The sequence below is a fragment of the Treponema pallidum subsp. pallidum str. Nichols genome (assembly GCF_000410535.2).
Lineage (GTDB): Bacteria > Spirochaetota > Spirochaetia > Treponematales > Treponemataceae > Treponema > Treponema pallidum.
Genome location: NC_021490.2, coordinates 846,297 through 862,269, shown reverse-complemented (window position 1 = coordinate 862,269; position 15,973 = coordinate 846,297). Strand labels below are relative to the sequence as shown.

Genomic DNA, 15,973 nt, shown 5'->3' with positions numbered 1-15,973 from the left:
GCGCGGGGCCTGTATCGTTACAGCCCTTCACTTTCTGCCCATGTTACGATGATTGGCTCTAGGGAATGTATGGAAAACCCAAGGGTATGGACCTGCTGGTATTCATGACTGTTGGGCCACCGTTGGTAGGGGTCATCGTAGTGCGTGTGCAAAAAGTGATAGATGGTGTCTTCTGCATTGTTTTTGCGCGCGCGTAGGCGCAGACCACGGCGTACTGTTGCACGGTTGAGCACCGTACGAATGGCGGTCCGGACCTCTTTGAAGAACAATTCGCGATACACGCCGTAGTCCTTCCCGGTGATTCTTTTAACAATGTGTGCGATGGATTCGACCGTCTCTTCCGGTGGGGAAGATCGCTCTACGGTTGCAGCTCCCTCCTGGTGCACGGGAGAGGAAGTGACGATATCGGAATGTCTTGCCTCCGCGTGTGTTCCTGTGCGTGATGCACGGGAACTGCACGTGCGGACGTTCTTTGTGTTGTGACGGAAAACCCTTTCCATTCCCGCTGTTTCATCTTTCTGTTTTGATTCCCCACTATCTTTTTTACTAATTTTCTCCGAAGGAAGGGCAGGTAACTCTTTCTTACGCGCACGAGTCCGTGCACGCGTGCCCGCCGTCTTGCGCGCATGCGGAGTAGAAGATCGTCTGTGAGTCGCAGGCACTTTTTTACCCTTTTGATGATGATGCTCCGCACGTTCTACCAGGCGCGCTTTTAACCAGTGCCAGTTTCGTTGCAAATACAGATCACCACTGATGCTGTAGTAATACCCTGAGGCGACGTGCGCGAGCACCAAGTGCAAAATATCTTCGTCTTTCCATTGGTGACTCCGTCCAGTTTTAATTGAATGAAAGATATTGTAGTGATGTGTTTTATACTTTCTGCTGTACAGTAGCACGGTGTTCTCAAAGGCTCGATCATCGTATCTGTGCCAGTATTTGATTGCATACGCAAGTACCCGATCTTCAATTTTTGTAATAGTTTTCGCGATTTCAATGGTGCGTACCTGTTCTGCGGTGAACACCAGTTGTGAAAAATCTATCGTTGAAGAGGTATCTGTACCGTGAGCCTCTGTGCAAAAGCCGTAGGTTGCGCGCGTGTGTGACTCCTGCCTAAATGTTCGCACAGAAGAAAGCGTGTCGGTAACGTACATGCGAATGATGTCTGCAGCCTTTTCCATCTCTTTCTCTCGGTAGAGCAGCCATTGTGCATAATGCGTGTGCTTTCTGGAGAAATGAACGGACTCAAAGCGGTTGAGAGAAATAGAACGCACAATCTTTTCGCAAACTCGGATCAGCGTGCGCACGTCGGTCAGGTCGAGGGGCGCAACCGCGGCGGCGAAAAAATCAATAATTTTCTTTATTTCTTGGATTTTCTTCTGAGCGAGCTCTGCTAGGGCATCGGCAAGCACTTCCTTAAACCGCACGTCCCTTTTGCGATAATAGGACATGAGGAGTACCCTACGCTCCTTCTGAGGGTATTTCACCAAAAGCGTGCGGTTGTAGATATCCAGTGCCTGTCTTTGATCTCCAAGGGATCTTAGTTCAAAATACCGGTCGATGTCGGCATCTTCGCTAAAACTCAGCTGGGGAAACTCCGCCCTCAGTACTTTTTTATCAAGCTCTGTGAGTGTGCGCATGACATCCCAGGTGCGTAGACAAGCTCTTTAGAAGAAAGGCTGGCGCGCAGCGCCGGCCTTTCGAAGCGGTGAGAAGAACTAACGCAAGAGGCTTAGAACGCTCTGCGTAGCCTGATTCGCCTGTGCAAGCATAGCAGTCCCAGACTGCACCAGAATCTGGTTCTTGGTGTAGTCTACCATCTCTTTTGCCATATCCACGTCGCGGATGCGAGACTCAGCTGCCTGCAAGTTCTCTGCCGCGACATTGATACCGGCAACCGTGTGGTCAAGTCTATTCTGGTAGGCACCGAGATCAGCGCGCTGCTTATTAATTCTCTTTATTGCCTGATCAAGCGTACCGATTGCGCGGTTGGCCTTTTCAGGAGAATCGATATTCATGACCGACTCGTCACCTGCATCCCGAATTCCCATGGCAACTGCAGTCATGGTCCCGATATACGCACGCGTGCGCTGGTCCATGTTTGCACCGATGTGGAACCACATGGATGCAGTTACAGTGTTCTCCCCGCCTTGACGCGCGAAGCGACCAGTGAGCATGTTCATGCCATTGAACTGAGCGTGGCTGGCAATGCGATCCACCTCTGCTACCAACTGAGAGACCTCTACCTGAATGTAGAGACGGTCTTCTGCGGAGTAGATACCGTTCGCCGCCTGCACACTCAGTTCGCGAATGCGCTGGATAACGTCGGTGGTCTCCTGTAAAAACGCCTCCGCAACCTGAATGAAGGAGATGCCGTTCTGCGCGTTTGTAGACGCCTGGTTCAAACCACGGATCTGGCTCCGCATCTTTTCAGAAACTGCAAGACCCGAAGCGTCATCCCCTGACCGGTTGATGCGCAGTCCTGAAGACAACTTCTCAATGTTCTTCTGGACGGACAAGTTAGTGTGTCCGAGCGTTCTTTGAGAGAACATAGCGCTCATGTTGTGATTGATGATCATGAAGCATTACTCCTTTTGGTGCTTTCAAGCGGACCAGCCGCCCTGGCATCCCTGCCGTTGCACCCCGTGCTTGGTAAGGGGTATCGGAATACGCCGGGTGCACTTGAGGAAAAAGCGGTGCGTATATCTTGCGTACGTGAGTGCTTGAACGTTGTGCAAATCGGAGGTAGAATCCCCGTCCTGTTGACCTCTGCAGCAGAGTTACCCCGGTTAGGTTCGTGCGTGAGATAGGTTGCCGGTTGCGTCCGGCTGTGTGTGCACTGTGGATTGAGTGGCTCTGTCCTTGTTTGAGCTTGTGCGCGGCGTAGCTGTACTTGGCGTGCACTGCCGTCTTAGCTTTCCACGGAGGGATGTGGGAGAAGATAATTAGGGAATGTGGGGAAGGCGTATGAGGTGTATGAAGATACCCAGGCAACTGACGAGGCGTCGGCTACTTGAGAGGTTTTACGCGCACCCGTGGGTGCTTGTTGCGGTGCTTAGCGCGCTGACGCTCTTTTTTGCAGTCCAGCTACGCACGCTACGCTTGGACAATAATAATTTTCGCTTTATCCCCAAGGAAAACTCGGTGCGTATCGCCGATCAGCGCATCGATAGCACATTCGGCTCCCAAGTTCCTGTGCTCATTGGTATTAAGCGTGAGTATACTTCCGTCGTTGATCCTGTCTTTCTTGCGGACGTGCGGTCGCTTATTGAACGCATCAGTGCGGTCCCCTTGGTGAGGGCGGAGAGTACTCTCTCACTCCTGTCTGCCGAATACCTTGGTCTGCGTGCAGGAAATATTATCAGTGAGCGTGTTGTTCCTGATGAGTTCTCCGGAAGTGCAGAAGAGGTACAGGGCGTTTATCGAAAACTTCGAGATTGGGATTTCTATGAATGTAGTCTAGTCTCGCGCGATCTACGCTCTATGCAGATAGTCGTGTTTCTAGACACCTCCAACGAAGAAAGTAGTTCACCTGAAGCGATGGCAGCTTGTCGCGCGATCATACGCATTCTCGGTGCGTGGAAAAGTCGTGACGCTCAGACTTTTGTCACAGGGGTGACTGTTTTTAACGAAATGGGGAATGAGGCGTCGACGCACGATTTAACGCTCCTGGTGCCGCTTGTGGTGCTCATAATAATCGTGGCGTTGTTTGTATCGTTTCGCCGCCTGGCGGGTATCTTCTTGCCCCTTTTGACAGTGGTCATATCTACCGTGTGGGCCTTAGGAGCTATGGCTTTGTGTGCCATACCACTTTCTATCCTTTCTGCCATCTTGCCTGTAATTCTTATTGCCGTCGGGAGCGCATACGGCATTCATATAGTTAGTGCGTATTTTTACGGCGCCTCCTCGCGTATCTGCTCCACCCGGCAGGAGCATCGCGCTCGCATCGTGGAGGCAGTGGATAAAATAATTCAGCCAGTTTTTTTGTCTGCACTTACCACCTTCGTTGGTTTTGTATCTTTTTGTTTTACCTCTGTTGTGCCTATTTTTGAGTTCGGCGTGTTCGCAAGCGTGGGCGTGGCGTCTGCGTTTGCAGTGGCGCTCATGCTTATCCCCTCGCTCCTCATTATCCGTGGGCCTGAATCGCGTGTGTGTGCGCATGCTCCCGATGCCGGTCATGAACACATGGATACGGCGATCACCGGTACGCTGATGGTAATCGCCCATCACTATCGGACGGTGTTGTTTGTTGCATTCCTTGCTGTTGTATTTTCCCTGGTGGGGATGTCACGTTTGGTAATTGACAACGTGCTTACGGAATACTTTGAGCCGGAGGTAACAGTGGTGCAGTCTGATCGCTTTATGCAGCAGCACTTCGGTGGTTCTCGATCGCTCACCGTATTAGTGAGTACCCCTGCGCGGGATGGCAGTGTAGCACGTCCGGATGTACTGAAGGCTATGGATGATCTGACTGAGTTTTTACAAACGCGGGTGGAGCATGTGGGAAAGGTTATTTCTCTCGTCCCGCTTATCAAGCGCATTAACCAAGTGTACAACGCAGACGCGTCGGCGCGAGGCCTGGAGGCGCAGTCTGCAGATGTGGTGCGCGGTGGTACGGATGACTTTGGTGTTTTTAAAACATTCACGGGCGGACATGAGGAACCTGCGCGGGCGGAGACGTCACGTACTTCCTTGGCGGCGCCGGGGTCATCGTATGATTTTCGTCAAGCAGTCGGTATGCTGGTAAGTGCCGTGCGGGATTCTGATTTTGATCGTTCAGATGCGCAGCAGCTCGTGCAGGCTCTTGAGAAGGCGGTGAACTACGATGGGCGCGCGTATTATGAGATACCGTGTGATCCTAAGAAATATGGGGTGAAAACGAGCGAGGAATTGCAGGAAATTATCAGTGGGTATTTGTTACTGCTTTCAGGAAAAGGGTTGGGTCTGGTGGATCGTGCCGTAGACCCCCGTGCGTTAAAGATGAACATCCAGCTCGGAACTAAGGGTCAGCAAGACTCATACGGTGTCATTGAGGCAGTAAAAAAGTTTATCCGGGAAAATTTTCCTCAAGACGTGCACGCTGAGTTTGGCGGCTCAGTATTGGTTGAGCAATCCTTGAATGATCTGGTGGTACAATCTCAGCTGATTTCACTGGTTTTTTCTTTGTGTGTAGTTTTTATCATCATCGCAGTACATTACCGCTCGCTGTTTGCTGGTATAATCGGTACCCTTCCTTTAGGAGTATCTGTGTTGGTGAACTTTGGGGTTATGGGATTTTTTGGCATTAAGCTGAACATTTGCACCACGATGGTGGCAGGCTTTTCAAGCGGTATTGGGGTCGACTATACGATACACTATCTGGCGGCGTATCGGCGCGCGTGGAAGGAGTGTGGTGGAAAAGATTTTCTGACACAAACATTCTATGGTTCAGGGCGGGCAATTCTTTTTAATGTTCTGTCTGTAGGATCGGGATTTGCAGTGCTGATGCTTTCAAAGTTCAATGTTCTTGCTGATTTTGGTTTGCTTATGGTGTTGGCTATGCTTACAAGTTCAGTGGCGAGTCTCACGCTCCTTCCTACCTTACTGAATGTGGTCAAACCAAGGTTCATCACACGATAGAACCAAAGGGAGGTATGCATGAAACGGATAGCATATGTGCCGTTGTGCGCGGTAGTTGGTGGCATGTGTTCGATGTGGGCACAGAGTGCAACAGATGTGATGGGTAGCTTTAAGAAAACGGCGGAAACAGGCACAATGGGTACGCAAGCCCGCATGGTTGTCCGGAAGGCGGGTAAGACGGTGAGTACCTTAGTACTTAAACAGTATACCCGGTATGAAAAGAGTGGAGAGCAAAAGACTCTTATAGAGTTTTTGTCTCCGTTGAGCGTGAGGGGAACACGCTTCTTATCCCTGCAGAAAAAGGACGGGGCGTGGGAGCAGTACCTCTATTTGCCCAAACTCGCACGCGTCAGGAGCATTACAGGGGGGGATGCCCACGCTTCGTTTATGGGGACGGATTTTTCGTATCACGATCTTTCGCTTGTTGGTGGGGTTGCTGATCTTGATGAATGTACGCTCGACGGTACGGAGTCGTACGGGGGAAAGATGTGCGTGCGCATTCAGACACTGTCACACAAGCCCCAGGCGCGGTACGTCAGGGCGTTGCTGTGGATAGAGCAGGAAACAGGTCGTTTTGTGAAAGGGGAATTTTTCGATAAAAAAGACAAGCGCGTGAAGATCATGACGCTTTCTGATTACGAGACTATCCAGGGTGTAGATACACCAAAGACGGTTGTGCTCGAGACGATCGCCCAACGCAGTACTACAACCATTCACCTCACGAAGGTTGAGTATCACATGGACATCCCTGAGAAGGTGTTTACCCCTGAGTATCTAACCCAAACCGATCGGTGAGTGTTGTGGCTTTTAGCGTGTTGTTTCTTCGTGCGGTATGGCTCGGTGGCTGGCGGTCGAGCCCTTCTTGAGCGTCTCGAGCGTCGAGGCGCCATCCTGCCGTATTGCGTTTAGGAAGTCGATGACGCTTGGGTAGCGCTGAAAAAACTCACCCCACTTTGTGAGGCGTTGCATTTCAAAGTTCTCAAGTGCGCTGCGCTTTGCCGCTTGCTGCGCGAGTGCACTGAGGTGTTCGGACCGCTTCGCTTCGAACGCGCGGTAGGCCTGCTCTGCAGTGTGGTACAGGACCATGTCTGGTATGTGTACCTCGGAAAGCACCACCTCTGAAATTGCGCAGTGGGGAATTTCTTTTTCGATTGCGCGTTTCAGTTCTCGTGTGGCAAGCCCGTACTGCGTGTGAACGCGCTCGTAGAGGGCTGGGTCGGCCATGCAGCGCGCGATGAAATCGTGCGACACCTGGGTGAGTGCCGCTTGTGCTGTAGTGTCCACGTATCGCTCGAGCGAGTTTTGGTCAGTGATCCTTTCTCGCTGCACGGTATCCAACAGGAAAGCTTCTTTGAGAGCAACGCGCGCCGAGAGCGCTAAAGTCCAGTCAAAGGGTGCGTGTTGATCAAGCAGCTGCGCGTACTCCTTTGCCGCGGGCAGGACGTCCTGAACGGTGACGGAGACCGTCTGCTTCTTCAACTCAAAGGCAAAGAGCTCCGCATTGGACGGGAGCAGCGGCTCCCAGCGCCAGAGAAATCGCCCCGGAGCGATGAGCGCGTGGTGGTAACCACCTGAGCGTGATCGCATAACCCCATAACTTCCCGCCGGCAGGGAGAGCTGAAGCCATCCCCTCCACAGAAGGTACGTACTCGCGCCCAGGGCACAGACAAGCGAAAAACAAAACGTCCGCACACGCATGAGTAGGGGAGCCTAGCAGTTTGTGTATCCCAACGCAAGAGTATTTGGGCGCGCAGTATATGGTGGTATCGTGCAGTCCTTTTGCACTGTCCATTGCTGAGACATACCGTGGTAATTGAATGGGCAGCGCCCTCTATGGTAGGGTCCGCCCCTATGGGTCGAGACTCGCCGGCGGGTATGCGCGAGGCCGTTTACTTTCTGCACCGGATGGTGGTGTGTCTGGGCGTGCTGCTGTGTGCAGCGTCGCTACTTTATGTGTTTGGGAACTTTTCTCACTTTCTTGATAAAAGCCAGTTTATTATTTTACGTTCATGTGTCGGCTGTTCAGTACTGTTAGTGGTTGCCTGTTTGTGTGCGGGCAGTTTTGAGCTCTACTTTTTTTTGACGCGTAGTGACGCCCCGTATGGGCGGCTGCTGTGTATCACCGTCGTGGCACTGCTTTTTGGTATGGGTGCACTTGTTTTCAATACGGTAGTGCTCATCGTGGCTAAAGGCACATGAGAGATTTACGAGGCACATCTGCATCTTTTACTTCACACGTTGTAGTTTACAGCTGGAACTGAGAGCCGAGGTACACTTGGCGTACGTGAGAGGATCGTACTACCTCTTGTGGACTGCCCTGGGCGATAATATGGCCGCAGTGTATGATATAGGCTCGGTCAGTGATTTGTAGTGTTTCACGTACGTTGTGGTCCGTGATGAGTATGCCAACGCCTGAGTGCGCAAGACGCACGATAATGCGCTTGATATCCTGCACGGCGCAAGGGTCGATCCCGGAGAAGGGTTCATCAAAAATTAAGAAGCGTGGATTTACCGTTAATGCACGCGCAATTTCCACGCGTTTGCGCTCGCCACCTGAAAGCGTGTCTGCCCTTTGATTTCGCACATGGGTCAGCTGAAATGCTTTGAGCAGCGCTTCGCATCGCTCGGTTTGTTCTGTGTAACTCAGATCGCGGCGCATTTGCATGATTGCGCGCACGTTTGCTTCTACCGTTATTTTTCTAAAAATAGACGGTTCTTGCGGTACGTAGGACACGCCCATGCGCGCGCGCACATGTATGGGTAGCGGCGTTATGTCTGTGCAGTCTAGCAGGACGCGCCCGCTATCTGGACGGCACAGACCCATTACCATACTGAACGATACTGATTTGCCTGCTCCATTGGGACCGAACAGCCCAACTATCTCTGCTTGGTGTACAGAAAAGGAGACGTCATGCACCACGTGCCGTGTTCTAAATGTTTTATTGAGTGCAGCGGCCACGAGGCGCTTTTCTCCCGGTGGAGATTCATTCCAGGAAATATTTTTTTCTTTCTCTGTCTCTGCCTTTAAAGTATATGTGACATCGTGCTTTGCACGGAGTCTGCGCGCGGCAGACAGGAAGCGTTGAAATGTCACCGGTGTTGTTCCCATTCGTAGGGTTTGAGAATTGAGCCTTGCACTTTTCCGTGTAGCTGAATTTCTCTACGGGCCATATTCAACGTGATACGTTCTGCCTGAAAAAGATTACCGCGGTCGCTAACCCGTGGCGCACCGCTTAATTCAAGGAATATACTTTTGCGGTAATACATACCGAACATGGCCTGACATTGCAGGTCTTGGTAGGTAAGGGACACGTTCATTTGTAAGAGCAATGTTTCGTTTTTTTCGTGGTAGACTATGCGCTCTGCACGTGCCATTACGTTTTCTCTTTTGTCAGAAATCTGCGCAGCACCGAGTAGTTCGGTAGTATGCGCATTTCTGCTAAAATGCAGAGATTGTGCAGAGAACGTAAGGTGCTGTGTTTTTTTTTCTCCGCGCACGTTGCCGGTGGCGGTAACAAGATGATAGTCGTCGCCGGAAATTTCAATCTTATCTGCGTGGATTTCTAAATCGGCAAAGTACATGCGCGCGTTTCCGCGGAGTACAGTGCGTGGGGCGTGGGGGTCGGCAGAGCCTTCTAGACTGTCTGCAAAAAAGCGCACCTTACCTCGCGCGTGTGCGCGTTGCCACACGCACAGGGACATGAGAAAAAGTGCAAGGAGTACAGTGCGCAAGAAGGGTACGGGTGAAAAAGCAGGGTATGAGGACGCGCGAGTCATGGACTGAGATTCGGTGCGGCGTACCGTGACGCGCGGGTTTTGGCGAAAGAGTCAAGATCGACGTCTATGTGAACGCCATTTTGAAACACAAAGCGTTTGGTGCGTGCATTGACGCATAAACCAACCCCGGTGACAACAGCCCCTGATGCATCGCTGATGCGAACAGGGGAGAAGTGATCGCTTGTGAACAATGCTCGCGTATTTTCCCATCGAAATGCGCGTCCTTCCAAACGCAGACCCTCATGGGGAAAGAAGCAGTCCACCTTTTTCCCGAGGTAGAAAACAGTACCTTCGCAGTCAGTGAGCAAAACACCTGCATGCCCGCGCACGCTCGCACGCCCATTGCCGTCGTAGCGTGTAAAGTGGATGTCCCGTGCAGTCCAGGTTTGGTCGTGGTGATAGAACTCAAGCGTTTGAGCATGCAGGCGCGTTTCCAACAGGTGAGTGTTGTAGCGATCGAACGTCACTTGGAAAAACGCGATGGTAGGTGTGTTGCGCGTGGCGGAGGGTTGCTGTATCCAGCGTAAGGCACTGCTGTCGGCGCAGCAAACCAGAAGGAGGCAGGAGACAGGAGCAAAGAGGAGTCGAATGCGCACTACCGCTCCTTTACGCTACAACGGGCGTAGCCGGACAGATGCCCGGGCAGAAAAAGAAGGACAGACAACGCGTCCCAAGTAGGAAAGAAGGACGCACCTTAAAAGCAACAACCCCGCCCCCACAGCCGCGAAGCACAACAAACCTCGCAAGAAGGGCGAACGAACTTGAAAGAGATCGCGCGCCATTGTACGTTCTCCCCTATGAAGATTAAAGAGAAAAAAGGCTATTTCATCTCTTTTTCCGCTCTATTTTTGATTGCCTATATGTTCGTAGCAGCCGTCCCCCTCGGGGCTGACCCTTACTTTTTGCCTATTTGGGCACGTGACCTTGCATCTGAATTGCACGAAGAGCGTCCTGAGCGCGCGGTGCGCGTGAACGCTGACACAGTGCAGACCCTCCAACCTTTCATGGTGGGGGAGTACTTTGGCTATTTTACCGATGAGGGGTCGGTTGTGTTTGCCACGCGGGTTACCCAGCGCCTTTCTGCTTCTACACACGCATGGGCGGTGTATCCTGAGCATGCAGTGCGCACGCCTGTTTTTAACCCTGCTGGGGAACACCTTGCAGAAATTGCTGAGCCAGGCTTTGTGCATATTGAAGCGGATCGCTTTTTTCTCTTTTCCCCAGGGGGAAATGCTGTTTCCTCCTATGACGCGCGCGGTGTACAACGGTGGCGTGTGTTGCACACGGCGCCTATAACCGCGTTTCACTCTTCTGCTGCAGGCGCGGTTATCGGGTTTTCTGATGGGAAGGTGATGGTTGTACGTGCCGACGGCACCGTCAGATGTGCATTCTATCCGGGCGGGAGCACATATGAAATTGTGTTTGGGGTGACTCTCTCTGCAGATGGCACACTTGCTGCGTGCGTGTGTGGTTTGGACAGGCAGCGCGTTATCCTGGTGTCTCTTGCGGATGTGCAGTGCAAGATTGTTCACCATCAATATTTGGAGGGCGCGTTACGTCACCAGCTTTTGATGAATTTTGATACCGAAGGGCGCTATGTGGTATTTGAACATGCACAAGGGGTAGGGGTGATTGATTGCCAAAGGTTAGAGACAAACATTATCCCCCTGGTTGGGGATGTTGTTGGTATGGGCGTGCAGCCTGAGTGCGATGTTGTGACGGTGTTAAGCCAGAAGGAGCAGCGGTGTCGGTTTGCTGTTTTTGAGCGCGCGGTGCATAGGGTGGGGGATGTGCGGTTTGACGCACAGGATGTGTCATTGACTCAGGGTGAAAAAAAATTCTTTCTAAGTATCGATATGCTTCTTGCACGCATTGACATTGCAGGGATCCCGTAAGGGGTAGGGACAGAGGGGGTGTGCCGGCGTGCGTACGATTTTTGTGGGTGTACTGTTGCTCGCGATTATGGGAGAAGGGCGCTTGTGTGCGTTGGAATGGCCTGTTGATAAACCTAAGTTTTTGTCTCTTTTTGGACAGAGTGTGGGCGCAGGTCTGTTACAGCAGGGATTGATTTTTGATGGAGCAGACTCTGCAGGAGAGCGTGGATACGCGGTACGTACTGCGGGGTACGGACGCTGCGTGATGCGACTTCAAAAACATCGCCGTGCGCGTGTCTTTCCCGGCGCGTTAGGAAATGCGTTGATTTTTGCGCATGAAGACGGGTTACAGACGGTATATGCAAATTTACGCGAAGCGAAAAACGCGCAGGATTTTGGTTCTACCGCGGAAGCAGAATCCGGGGTAACGGTCGGATACGCAGGATCAAGTGCGTGGGCACCTCCAAACAGTTTTGTGTTCCAGGTGATTGATACAAAAAACAAAGTGTATCTCAATCCCTTGCTCCTGCTGCCTTCGGTGTCGGACACCATAAAGCCCACCATTCAGGATGTGGTATTGGCGGGAAAGACAGGGGTGTTGGCTCTTTCGGGGACAGCAGCGCCGCGCGATGCCGACGGGTATGTCTATACACGCAAGCGCACCCGTGTGCACAGGCGCGTTACGCAGGGAACCTATCGTCTGTATGCGGCAGTCGCAGATGTGTTAGAGCATGGTACCCAGACGTTCACTCCGTTCCAAGTGCATGTTGTGGTGAACGGATCGGAAGTGAGCGCGGTGTCCTTCGAGTTGATTGTGGCGAAAGATTCGCAGGCGTGTCTGTCAGGGTCGCTTTTAAATGAACGCCTGTTATATGAGATGAAGGGTCGCGTGTTTTTGGGGAGCGTAGTGCTCACGCGTGGTACTGCAGAGCTTGCGATTAGCGCGCGTGATATTTCAGGCAATGAACGAACGGAAGTGTTCTTTTTACAGGTGGAGTAAGGCGTTCGTAGTTTTTTCATTTGTACACCGGGGTGTGTGAGGGGGTGTGGTGTGGATAGGACGGGTGGATACGTGCGGCTTGCGCTTGCAGCCCCTGCGGTGCGTGTTGCGGACTGTGCATACAATACCCAGCGTATGATTCAGACGGTGCGTCGTGCAGCTTCATGCGGTGTGGACATACTATTGTTTCCCCGTCTTTCGCTTACAGGGTGTAGCTGTGCGTCTCTTTTTGCTCAGGATACGCTGCTTTCGGCAGTCTGCACGCACGTATCTGCACTGTGTGCTGGCACTGCTGATTGTCAGCTGTTAGCGCTTGTGAGTGTGCCCTGTTTTTTGCGCACTCAGGTGCGCGTGTGTACTGCGCTTGTCGCACGAGGTCGTGTTCTAGCACTGGTTGTGCAGGATACCCTGGCGGCGTGTGGCGCGCAAAAAATGCAAGTGCCCTGTGAGGTCCTGTACGGTGGTGCACCGGTGCCGGTGTACGATGTGCAGACGTGTTTTGAAAGTGCAGAGGGTCTTTTCTCTTTTTGTGTTGGTGCTATGGATGGATCGGTACCTGCCACGCTGGTGTTGCAGGCCTACGGTACGCCAAGTACGGCGCAGACACCGGATATTTTTGCTGCGCACGCTGCGGCATACAGTGCACAGCACCAATGTGCGTATGCGTACGTAAATGCGGGGTGGGGGGAGTCTAGTGCTGATGCGGTGTATGGCGCGGAAAGTGGTATTTTTGAGTGTGGGCAGTGTGTGGTCCAAGACTCATTGCAGGAGATGCGAGAACGGGGGGAGCGTCCGGCGCACGCGGTGCGTGGACTGCATGTTAGTGCGGACGTAGATGTGTCTTTGGTACACTTTCGTCGTCGTGCGCGTAGCGGACATACCACTCTGGGTGCATCGGCTCCCTGCGTCACGCTTCCTGCAGGCATATTTGCAGCGTCAAAGGCGCACGCCACGCTGCGGCGTCCTCGCGTACCCTGTCCTTTTTTTCCGCCTGCTTTTCAAAAATCGCAGGATGCGGTGCCCCCGCTCACGGGTGCCGTGTGCCTCGCTGTTTCTGCACCGTCAGACACGCAGGACGGTTTTTTGCAAAGAACGATAGACTTAGCCGCGCAGGGCGTGGCACTCCGTCTTGAACACATGGGCTGTAGGCGCCTGGTGGTGGGTGTTTCAGGAGGTGTTGATTCGGCGTGTGCATTGCTAATATGCGCGCGCGCGTTAGATTTTCTCTCGATTGCGCGTACACAACTTTATGCGCTAACGCTTCCTGGCTTTGGTACTACGTCAGGAACGAAAGGTGCGGCGCAGGAGTTTGCGCGTGCGCTCGGTTGCACTGTGCAAGAAATTTCTATTAGCGCGGCAGTGACGCATCATCTCCATGATATTGGGCATACGATGCAGCAGTGTGACGGTACGTATGAGAATGCACAGGCGCGCGAACGGACGCAGATTTTGTTAGATCGTGCTAACCAGCTTGATGCGCTCATGATTGGTACGGGAGATGCGTCAGAAGGTGCGCTTGGTTGGGAAACCTTTGGGGGCGATCACCTTTCGCTGTACGCAGTGAACGCATCTTTGCCCAAAACCGTGGTGCGAGCCTTGATTTCCTATGCTGGGCGTGTACCTGAGCGTTTTGTGTGTGAAACTGATTCTCCCTATGCACCGCGCGGTGCTGCCTTTTCTCGCGTTTGTGCAGCTATAGTTGCACAGCCGGTGAGTCCTGAGCTCATACCTCCTTGTGATGATCGTATTGTGCAGTGTACCGAGGAGATGCTCGGTCCTTATGAATTGCATGATTTTTTTCTGTATCACATAACGGTGAACGGTTTTGGTCCTCGAAAACTTTTTCGTGTGGCCGCGCATGCGTTTGGAACTGCGTATTCTTGCGCGCAGCTATGTGCAGCGCTGCGCGTTTTTTTTACCCGCTTGTTTTCACAGCAGTTCAAGCGTTCTTGTGTGCCTGATGGGCCCGGTCTTACGGAAGTGAACCTTTCCCCTCGTGTGGGTTTTTATTTTCCCAGCGACACTTCCGGTGCGCTATGGCGCGCAGAGCTTGAGCAGCTGGCTTGTGGGGAATAGACTGGCACGCAGGATTTTTAACAACTGATATGGAGGTGCGTAGGGCGTGGTGCATACGCTTTTTTCTTGGGTTTCAGCGCATATTCACTCGTTACCTATGGTTGTGTTTGTCAGCCTGCTCTTGGCAGGAGTGCATGTGCCGGTTTCTGAAGATGCGCTGATTGTCATGAGTGCATTAGTATGTCGACAGGATGGAGCATCTGTGCCGAGCTTTCTAGGAGCGTTGTATGCAGGTGCATTAATAAGTGATTATGCGGTGTATTTTTGGGGATACCTGTTGCAACAGGGTGCGTTGCGTGTGGCTGCTCTTGAGCGGACGCTCGCGTCCTGCCGCGCACAAAAGATAGTCACACTTCTTTCGCGTTATGGCCTTTGGGTATATGTGCTTGCGCGTTTTGTCCCATTTGGGGTTCGTAATGTGGTTTCGCTGACGTCGGGGTTTGTGCGTGTGCCGTTTGTGCGTTTTGCGTGCTACGACGCACTCGCAGCGGCCTGTAGTATTTCTGTGCTCTTTTGGATGACCTATTTCCTTGGCTCTGTACAGCGTATTTCACTCAAGGTTTTTGCGGTGGTGATTTTGCCTTTGTCGGTGCTGGGTATACGGGTGTTGATTGGCCGCCGGCAGAAAACCACAGGGGATGGAGTGAGAATTACACACGATGACGTACAAACTAATGTAGGAGTGAGGTGATGAGCACGTGTGCGCAGGCTTTTTATCGCTTGTATGAAATAATTGTGCGGTTGCGTGCGCCGGACGGGTGTGCGTGGGATTTGGCACAAACGCCGGTAAGTATGTGTTCGTCCTTTTTGGAGGAGACGTATGAAGCGCTTGAGGCTATCCTCGAAGAGGGCGAGGCACAGCATTCGTCGTATGCTCACGTTCAGGAGGAGTTGGGGGACGTGCTGATGAATGTGTGTATGATTGCATACATGTATGAACAGCGAGGGGTGTTCTCGCTTGCAGATGTTGTAACTGCATTAACGGAAAAGTTAATTCGACGTCACCCCCACGTATTTGGGCAAACAGAAGGATTTCCTGGACCGGAAAATCCGAAGCGAGCACAAACAGCACAGGAGGTGTTTGATCAGTGGGAACGGATTAAAACACAGGTGGAGCGTCGCCGTGCAGCTTCTCCGTTAGAGGGCATTCCTCGAACGGTTCCTCCCCTCATGCGCGCGTCCAAAATGCAAAAAAACGCGTCGCGTGCGCGTCTTTTTTGTCCAACACGCACGGAGGTGGTACGAGAATGTGCGCGTACCTTTCGTGCACTCCGTGCGATGTCAGAGAATTCTGCCGAACAATCCGCCACTCAAGCAGCGCATGTTGCAGTAGGTGCGCTGTTGACTGCAGTGATATCGTTTGCACATCTTGTGGGGGTAGATCCGGTGCTCGCCCTTATCCGCGCAAATGCGGACTTCGTGCGCCGCTTTTCGTGTGCCTGTTCTATACCTGCCATTTCTGGAGGTACTTCTGTATTTTTGTCTCGCGCGTGCCATAAACCACGTCGCGCACGCACGCGGGCGTCTGCGGTGCGCAGGCGCGCACGGTCACGGCGACTGTTTTTTACTCGACACAAGCTGGGGAATATGCTACGGTAGGACGCGTCCCTGTCTCCGTGTGTAAATTGTT

General features: G+C 52.5%; 15 protein-coding genes. 9 read left to right on the top strand and 6 right to left on the bottom strand.

Going from position 1 to position 15,973, the window contains the following annotated elements:
• Nucleotides 1–17 precede the first annotated feature (17 nt).
• Together TPANIC_RS03930 and TPANIC_RS03925 are read right to left on the bottom strand one after the other, a co-directional pair.
• Nucleotides 18–1,637: a hypothetical protein gene (locus TPANIC_RS03930; protein WP_010882238.1), complete on the bottom strand. Its 1,620-nt coding sequence runs from the start codon at nucleotides 1,635–1,637 to the stop codon at nucleotides 18–20.
• 78 nt (nucleotides 1,638–1,715) lie between these two features.
• Nucleotides 1,716–2,576 (bottom strand): flagellin N-terminal helical domain-containing protein, encoded by an 861-nt coding sequence (locus tag TPANIC_RS03925; RefSeq protein WP_010882237.1) that lies wholly within the window; start codon nucleotides 2,574–2,576, stop codon nucleotides 1,716–1,718.
• Here TPANIC_RS03925 and TPANIC_RS03920 point away from each other — a divergent pair.
• From TPANIC_RS03920 to TPANIC_RS03910, 3 genes are all read left to right on the top strand, one after another.
• Nucleotides 2,562–2,807, top strand: a complete 246-nt coding sequence (locus TPANIC_RS03920; protein WP_010882236.1) for a hypothetical protein — start codon at nucleotides 2,562–2,564, stop codon at nucleotides 2,805–2,807. The two genes, TPANIC_RS03925 and TPANIC_RS03920, sit on opposite strands and share 15 nt — an antisense overlap.
• A 166-nt stretch (nucleotides 2,808–2,973) precedes the next feature.
• A complete protein-coding gene (locus tag TPANIC_RS03915; RefSeq protein ID WP_237253588.1) occupies nucleotides 2,974–5,616 on the top strand; it encodes an efflux RND transporter permease subunit in 2,643 nt (880 codons plus the stop codon).
• Nucleotides 5,617–5,634: 18 nt separating this feature from the next.
• Complete coding sequence (locus TPANIC_RS03910) at nucleotides 5,635–6,411, top strand: outer membrane lipoprotein-sorting protein (RefSeq protein WP_010882234.1); 777 nt, start codon at nucleotides 5,635–5,637, stop codon at nucleotides 6,409–6,411.
• Between the two features lie 12 nt (nucleotides 6,412–6,423).
• On the opposite strand, the gene TPANIC_RS03905 is transcribed toward TPANIC_RS03910, so the two are convergent.
• Nucleotides 6,424–7,203, bottom strand: coding sequence for a hypothetical protein (locus TPANIC_RS03905; protein WP_235214032.1), 780 nt, complete (start codon nucleotides 7,201–7,203; stop codon nucleotides 6,424–6,426).
• 264 nt (nucleotides 7,204–7,467) lie between these two features.
• Here TPANIC_RS03905 and TPANIC_RS03900 point away from each other — a divergent pair, with 264 nt between their 5' ends.
• Nucleotides 7,468–7,815, top strand: coding sequence for a hypothetical protein (locus tag TPANIC_RS03900; RefSeq protein ID WP_235214031.1), 348 nt, complete (start codon nucleotides 7,468–7,470; stop codon nucleotides 7,813–7,815).
• Nucleotides 7,816–7,861: 46 nt separating this feature from the next.
• Here TPANIC_RS03900 and lptB read toward each other — a convergent pair whose 3' ends face one another.
• From lptB to TPANIC_RS03885, 3 genes are all read right to left on the bottom strand, one after another.
• Nucleotides 7,862–8,575, bottom strand: coding sequence for an LPS export ABC transporter ATP-binding protein (lptB, locus tag TPANIC_RS03895; protein ID WP_010882231.1), 714 nt, complete (start codon nucleotides 8,573–8,575; stop codon nucleotides 7,862–7,864).
• Nucleotides 8,576–8,706: 131 nt separating this feature from the next.
• Nucleotides 8,707–9,198, bottom strand: coding sequence for an LptA/OstA family protein (locus TPANIC_RS03890; RefSeq protein ID WP_237249911.1), 492 nt, complete (start codon nucleotides 9,196–9,198; stop codon nucleotides 8,707–8,709).
• Nucleotides 9,199–9,389: 191 nt separating this feature from the next.
• The gene (locus TPANIC_RS03885) at nucleotides 9,390–9,989 is read right to left on the bottom strand and encodes an LptA/OstA family protein (RefSeq protein WP_010882229.1); all 600 of its coding nucleotides are present in this window, start codon (nucleotides 9,987–9,989) and stop codon (nucleotides 9,390–9,392) included.
• A 165-nt stretch (nucleotides 9,990–10,154) separates the two neighbouring features.
• On the opposite strand from TPANIC_RS03885, the gene TPANIC_RS03880 reads away from it, so the two are divergent.
• The 5 genes from TPANIC_RS03880 (at nucleotide 10,155) to mazG (ending at nucleotide 15,942) form a co-directional block, all read left to right on the top strand.
• Entirely contained in the window at nucleotides 10,155–11,288 is a 1,134-nt protein-coding gene (locus TPANIC_RS03880; protein ID WP_014342578.1) for a WD40 repeat domain-containing protein, read from the top strand.
• 517 nt (nucleotides 11,289–11,805) lie between these two features.
• On the top strand, nucleotides 11,806–12,267 hold the full coding sequence (locus TPANIC_RS05650; RefSeq protein WP_010882226.1) for a hypothetical protein: 462 nt from the start codon (nucleotides 11,806–11,808) through the stop codon (nucleotides 12,265–12,267).
• A 36-nt stretch (nucleotides 12,268–12,303) separates the two neighbouring features.
• Nucleotides 12,304–14,343, top strand: coding sequence for an NAD(+) synthase (locus tag TPANIC_RS03870; protein ID WP_014342823.1), 2,040 nt, complete (start codon nucleotides 12,304–12,306; stop codon nucleotides 14,341–14,343).
• Between the two features lie 46 nt (nucleotides 14,344–14,389).
• Complete coding sequence (locus TPANIC_RS03865; protein WP_010882224.1) at nucleotides 14,390–15,034, top strand: DedA family protein; 645 nt, start codon at nucleotides 14,390–14,392, stop codon at nucleotides 15,032–15,034.
• Nucleotides 15,034–15,942 (top strand): nucleoside triphosphate pyrophosphohydrolase, encoded by a 909-nt coding sequence (gene mazG / locus TPANIC_RS03860; protein WP_235214027.1) that lies wholly within the window; start codon nucleotides 15,034–15,036, stop codon nucleotides 15,940–15,942. The genes TPANIC_RS03865 and mazG overlap by 1 nt, the downstream gene beginning before the upstream one ends.
• The last annotated feature ends 31 nt before the right edge of the window (nucleotides 15,943–15,973 follow it).

Coding starts and splice junctions, on each gene's coding strand:
- TPANIC_RS03930 (WP_010882238.1), bottom strand. CDS start 1,637: ATGCGCACACTCACAGAGCTTGATAAAAAAGTACTGAGGGCGGAGTTT.
- TPANIC_RS03925 (WP_010882237.1), bottom strand. CDS start 2,576: ATGATCATCAATCACAACATGAGCGCTATGTTCTCTCAAAGAACGCTC.
- TPANIC_RS03915 (WP_237253588.1), top strand. CDS start 2,974: ATGAAGATACCCAGGCAACTGACGAGGCGTCGGCTACTTGAGAGGTTT.
- TPANIC_RS03910 (WP_010882234.1), top strand. CDS start 5,635: ATGAAACGGATAGCATATGTGCCGTTGTGCGCGGTAGTTGGTGGCATG.
- TPANIC_RS03905 (WP_235214032.1), bottom strand. CDS start 7,203: ATGCGATCACGCTCAGGTGGTTACCACCACGCGCTCATCGCTCCGGGG.
- TPANIC_RS03900 (WP_235214031.1), top strand. CDS start 7,468: ATGGGTCGAGACTCGCCGGCGGGTATGCGCGAGGCCGTTTACTTTCTG.
- TPANIC_RS03890 (WP_237249911.1), bottom strand. CDS start 9,198: ATGTACTTTGCCGATTTAGAAATCCACGCAGATAAGATTGAAATTTCC.
- mazG (WP_235214027.1), top strand. CDS start 15,034: ATGAGCACGTGTGCGCAGGCTTTTTATCGCTTGTATGAAATAATTGTG.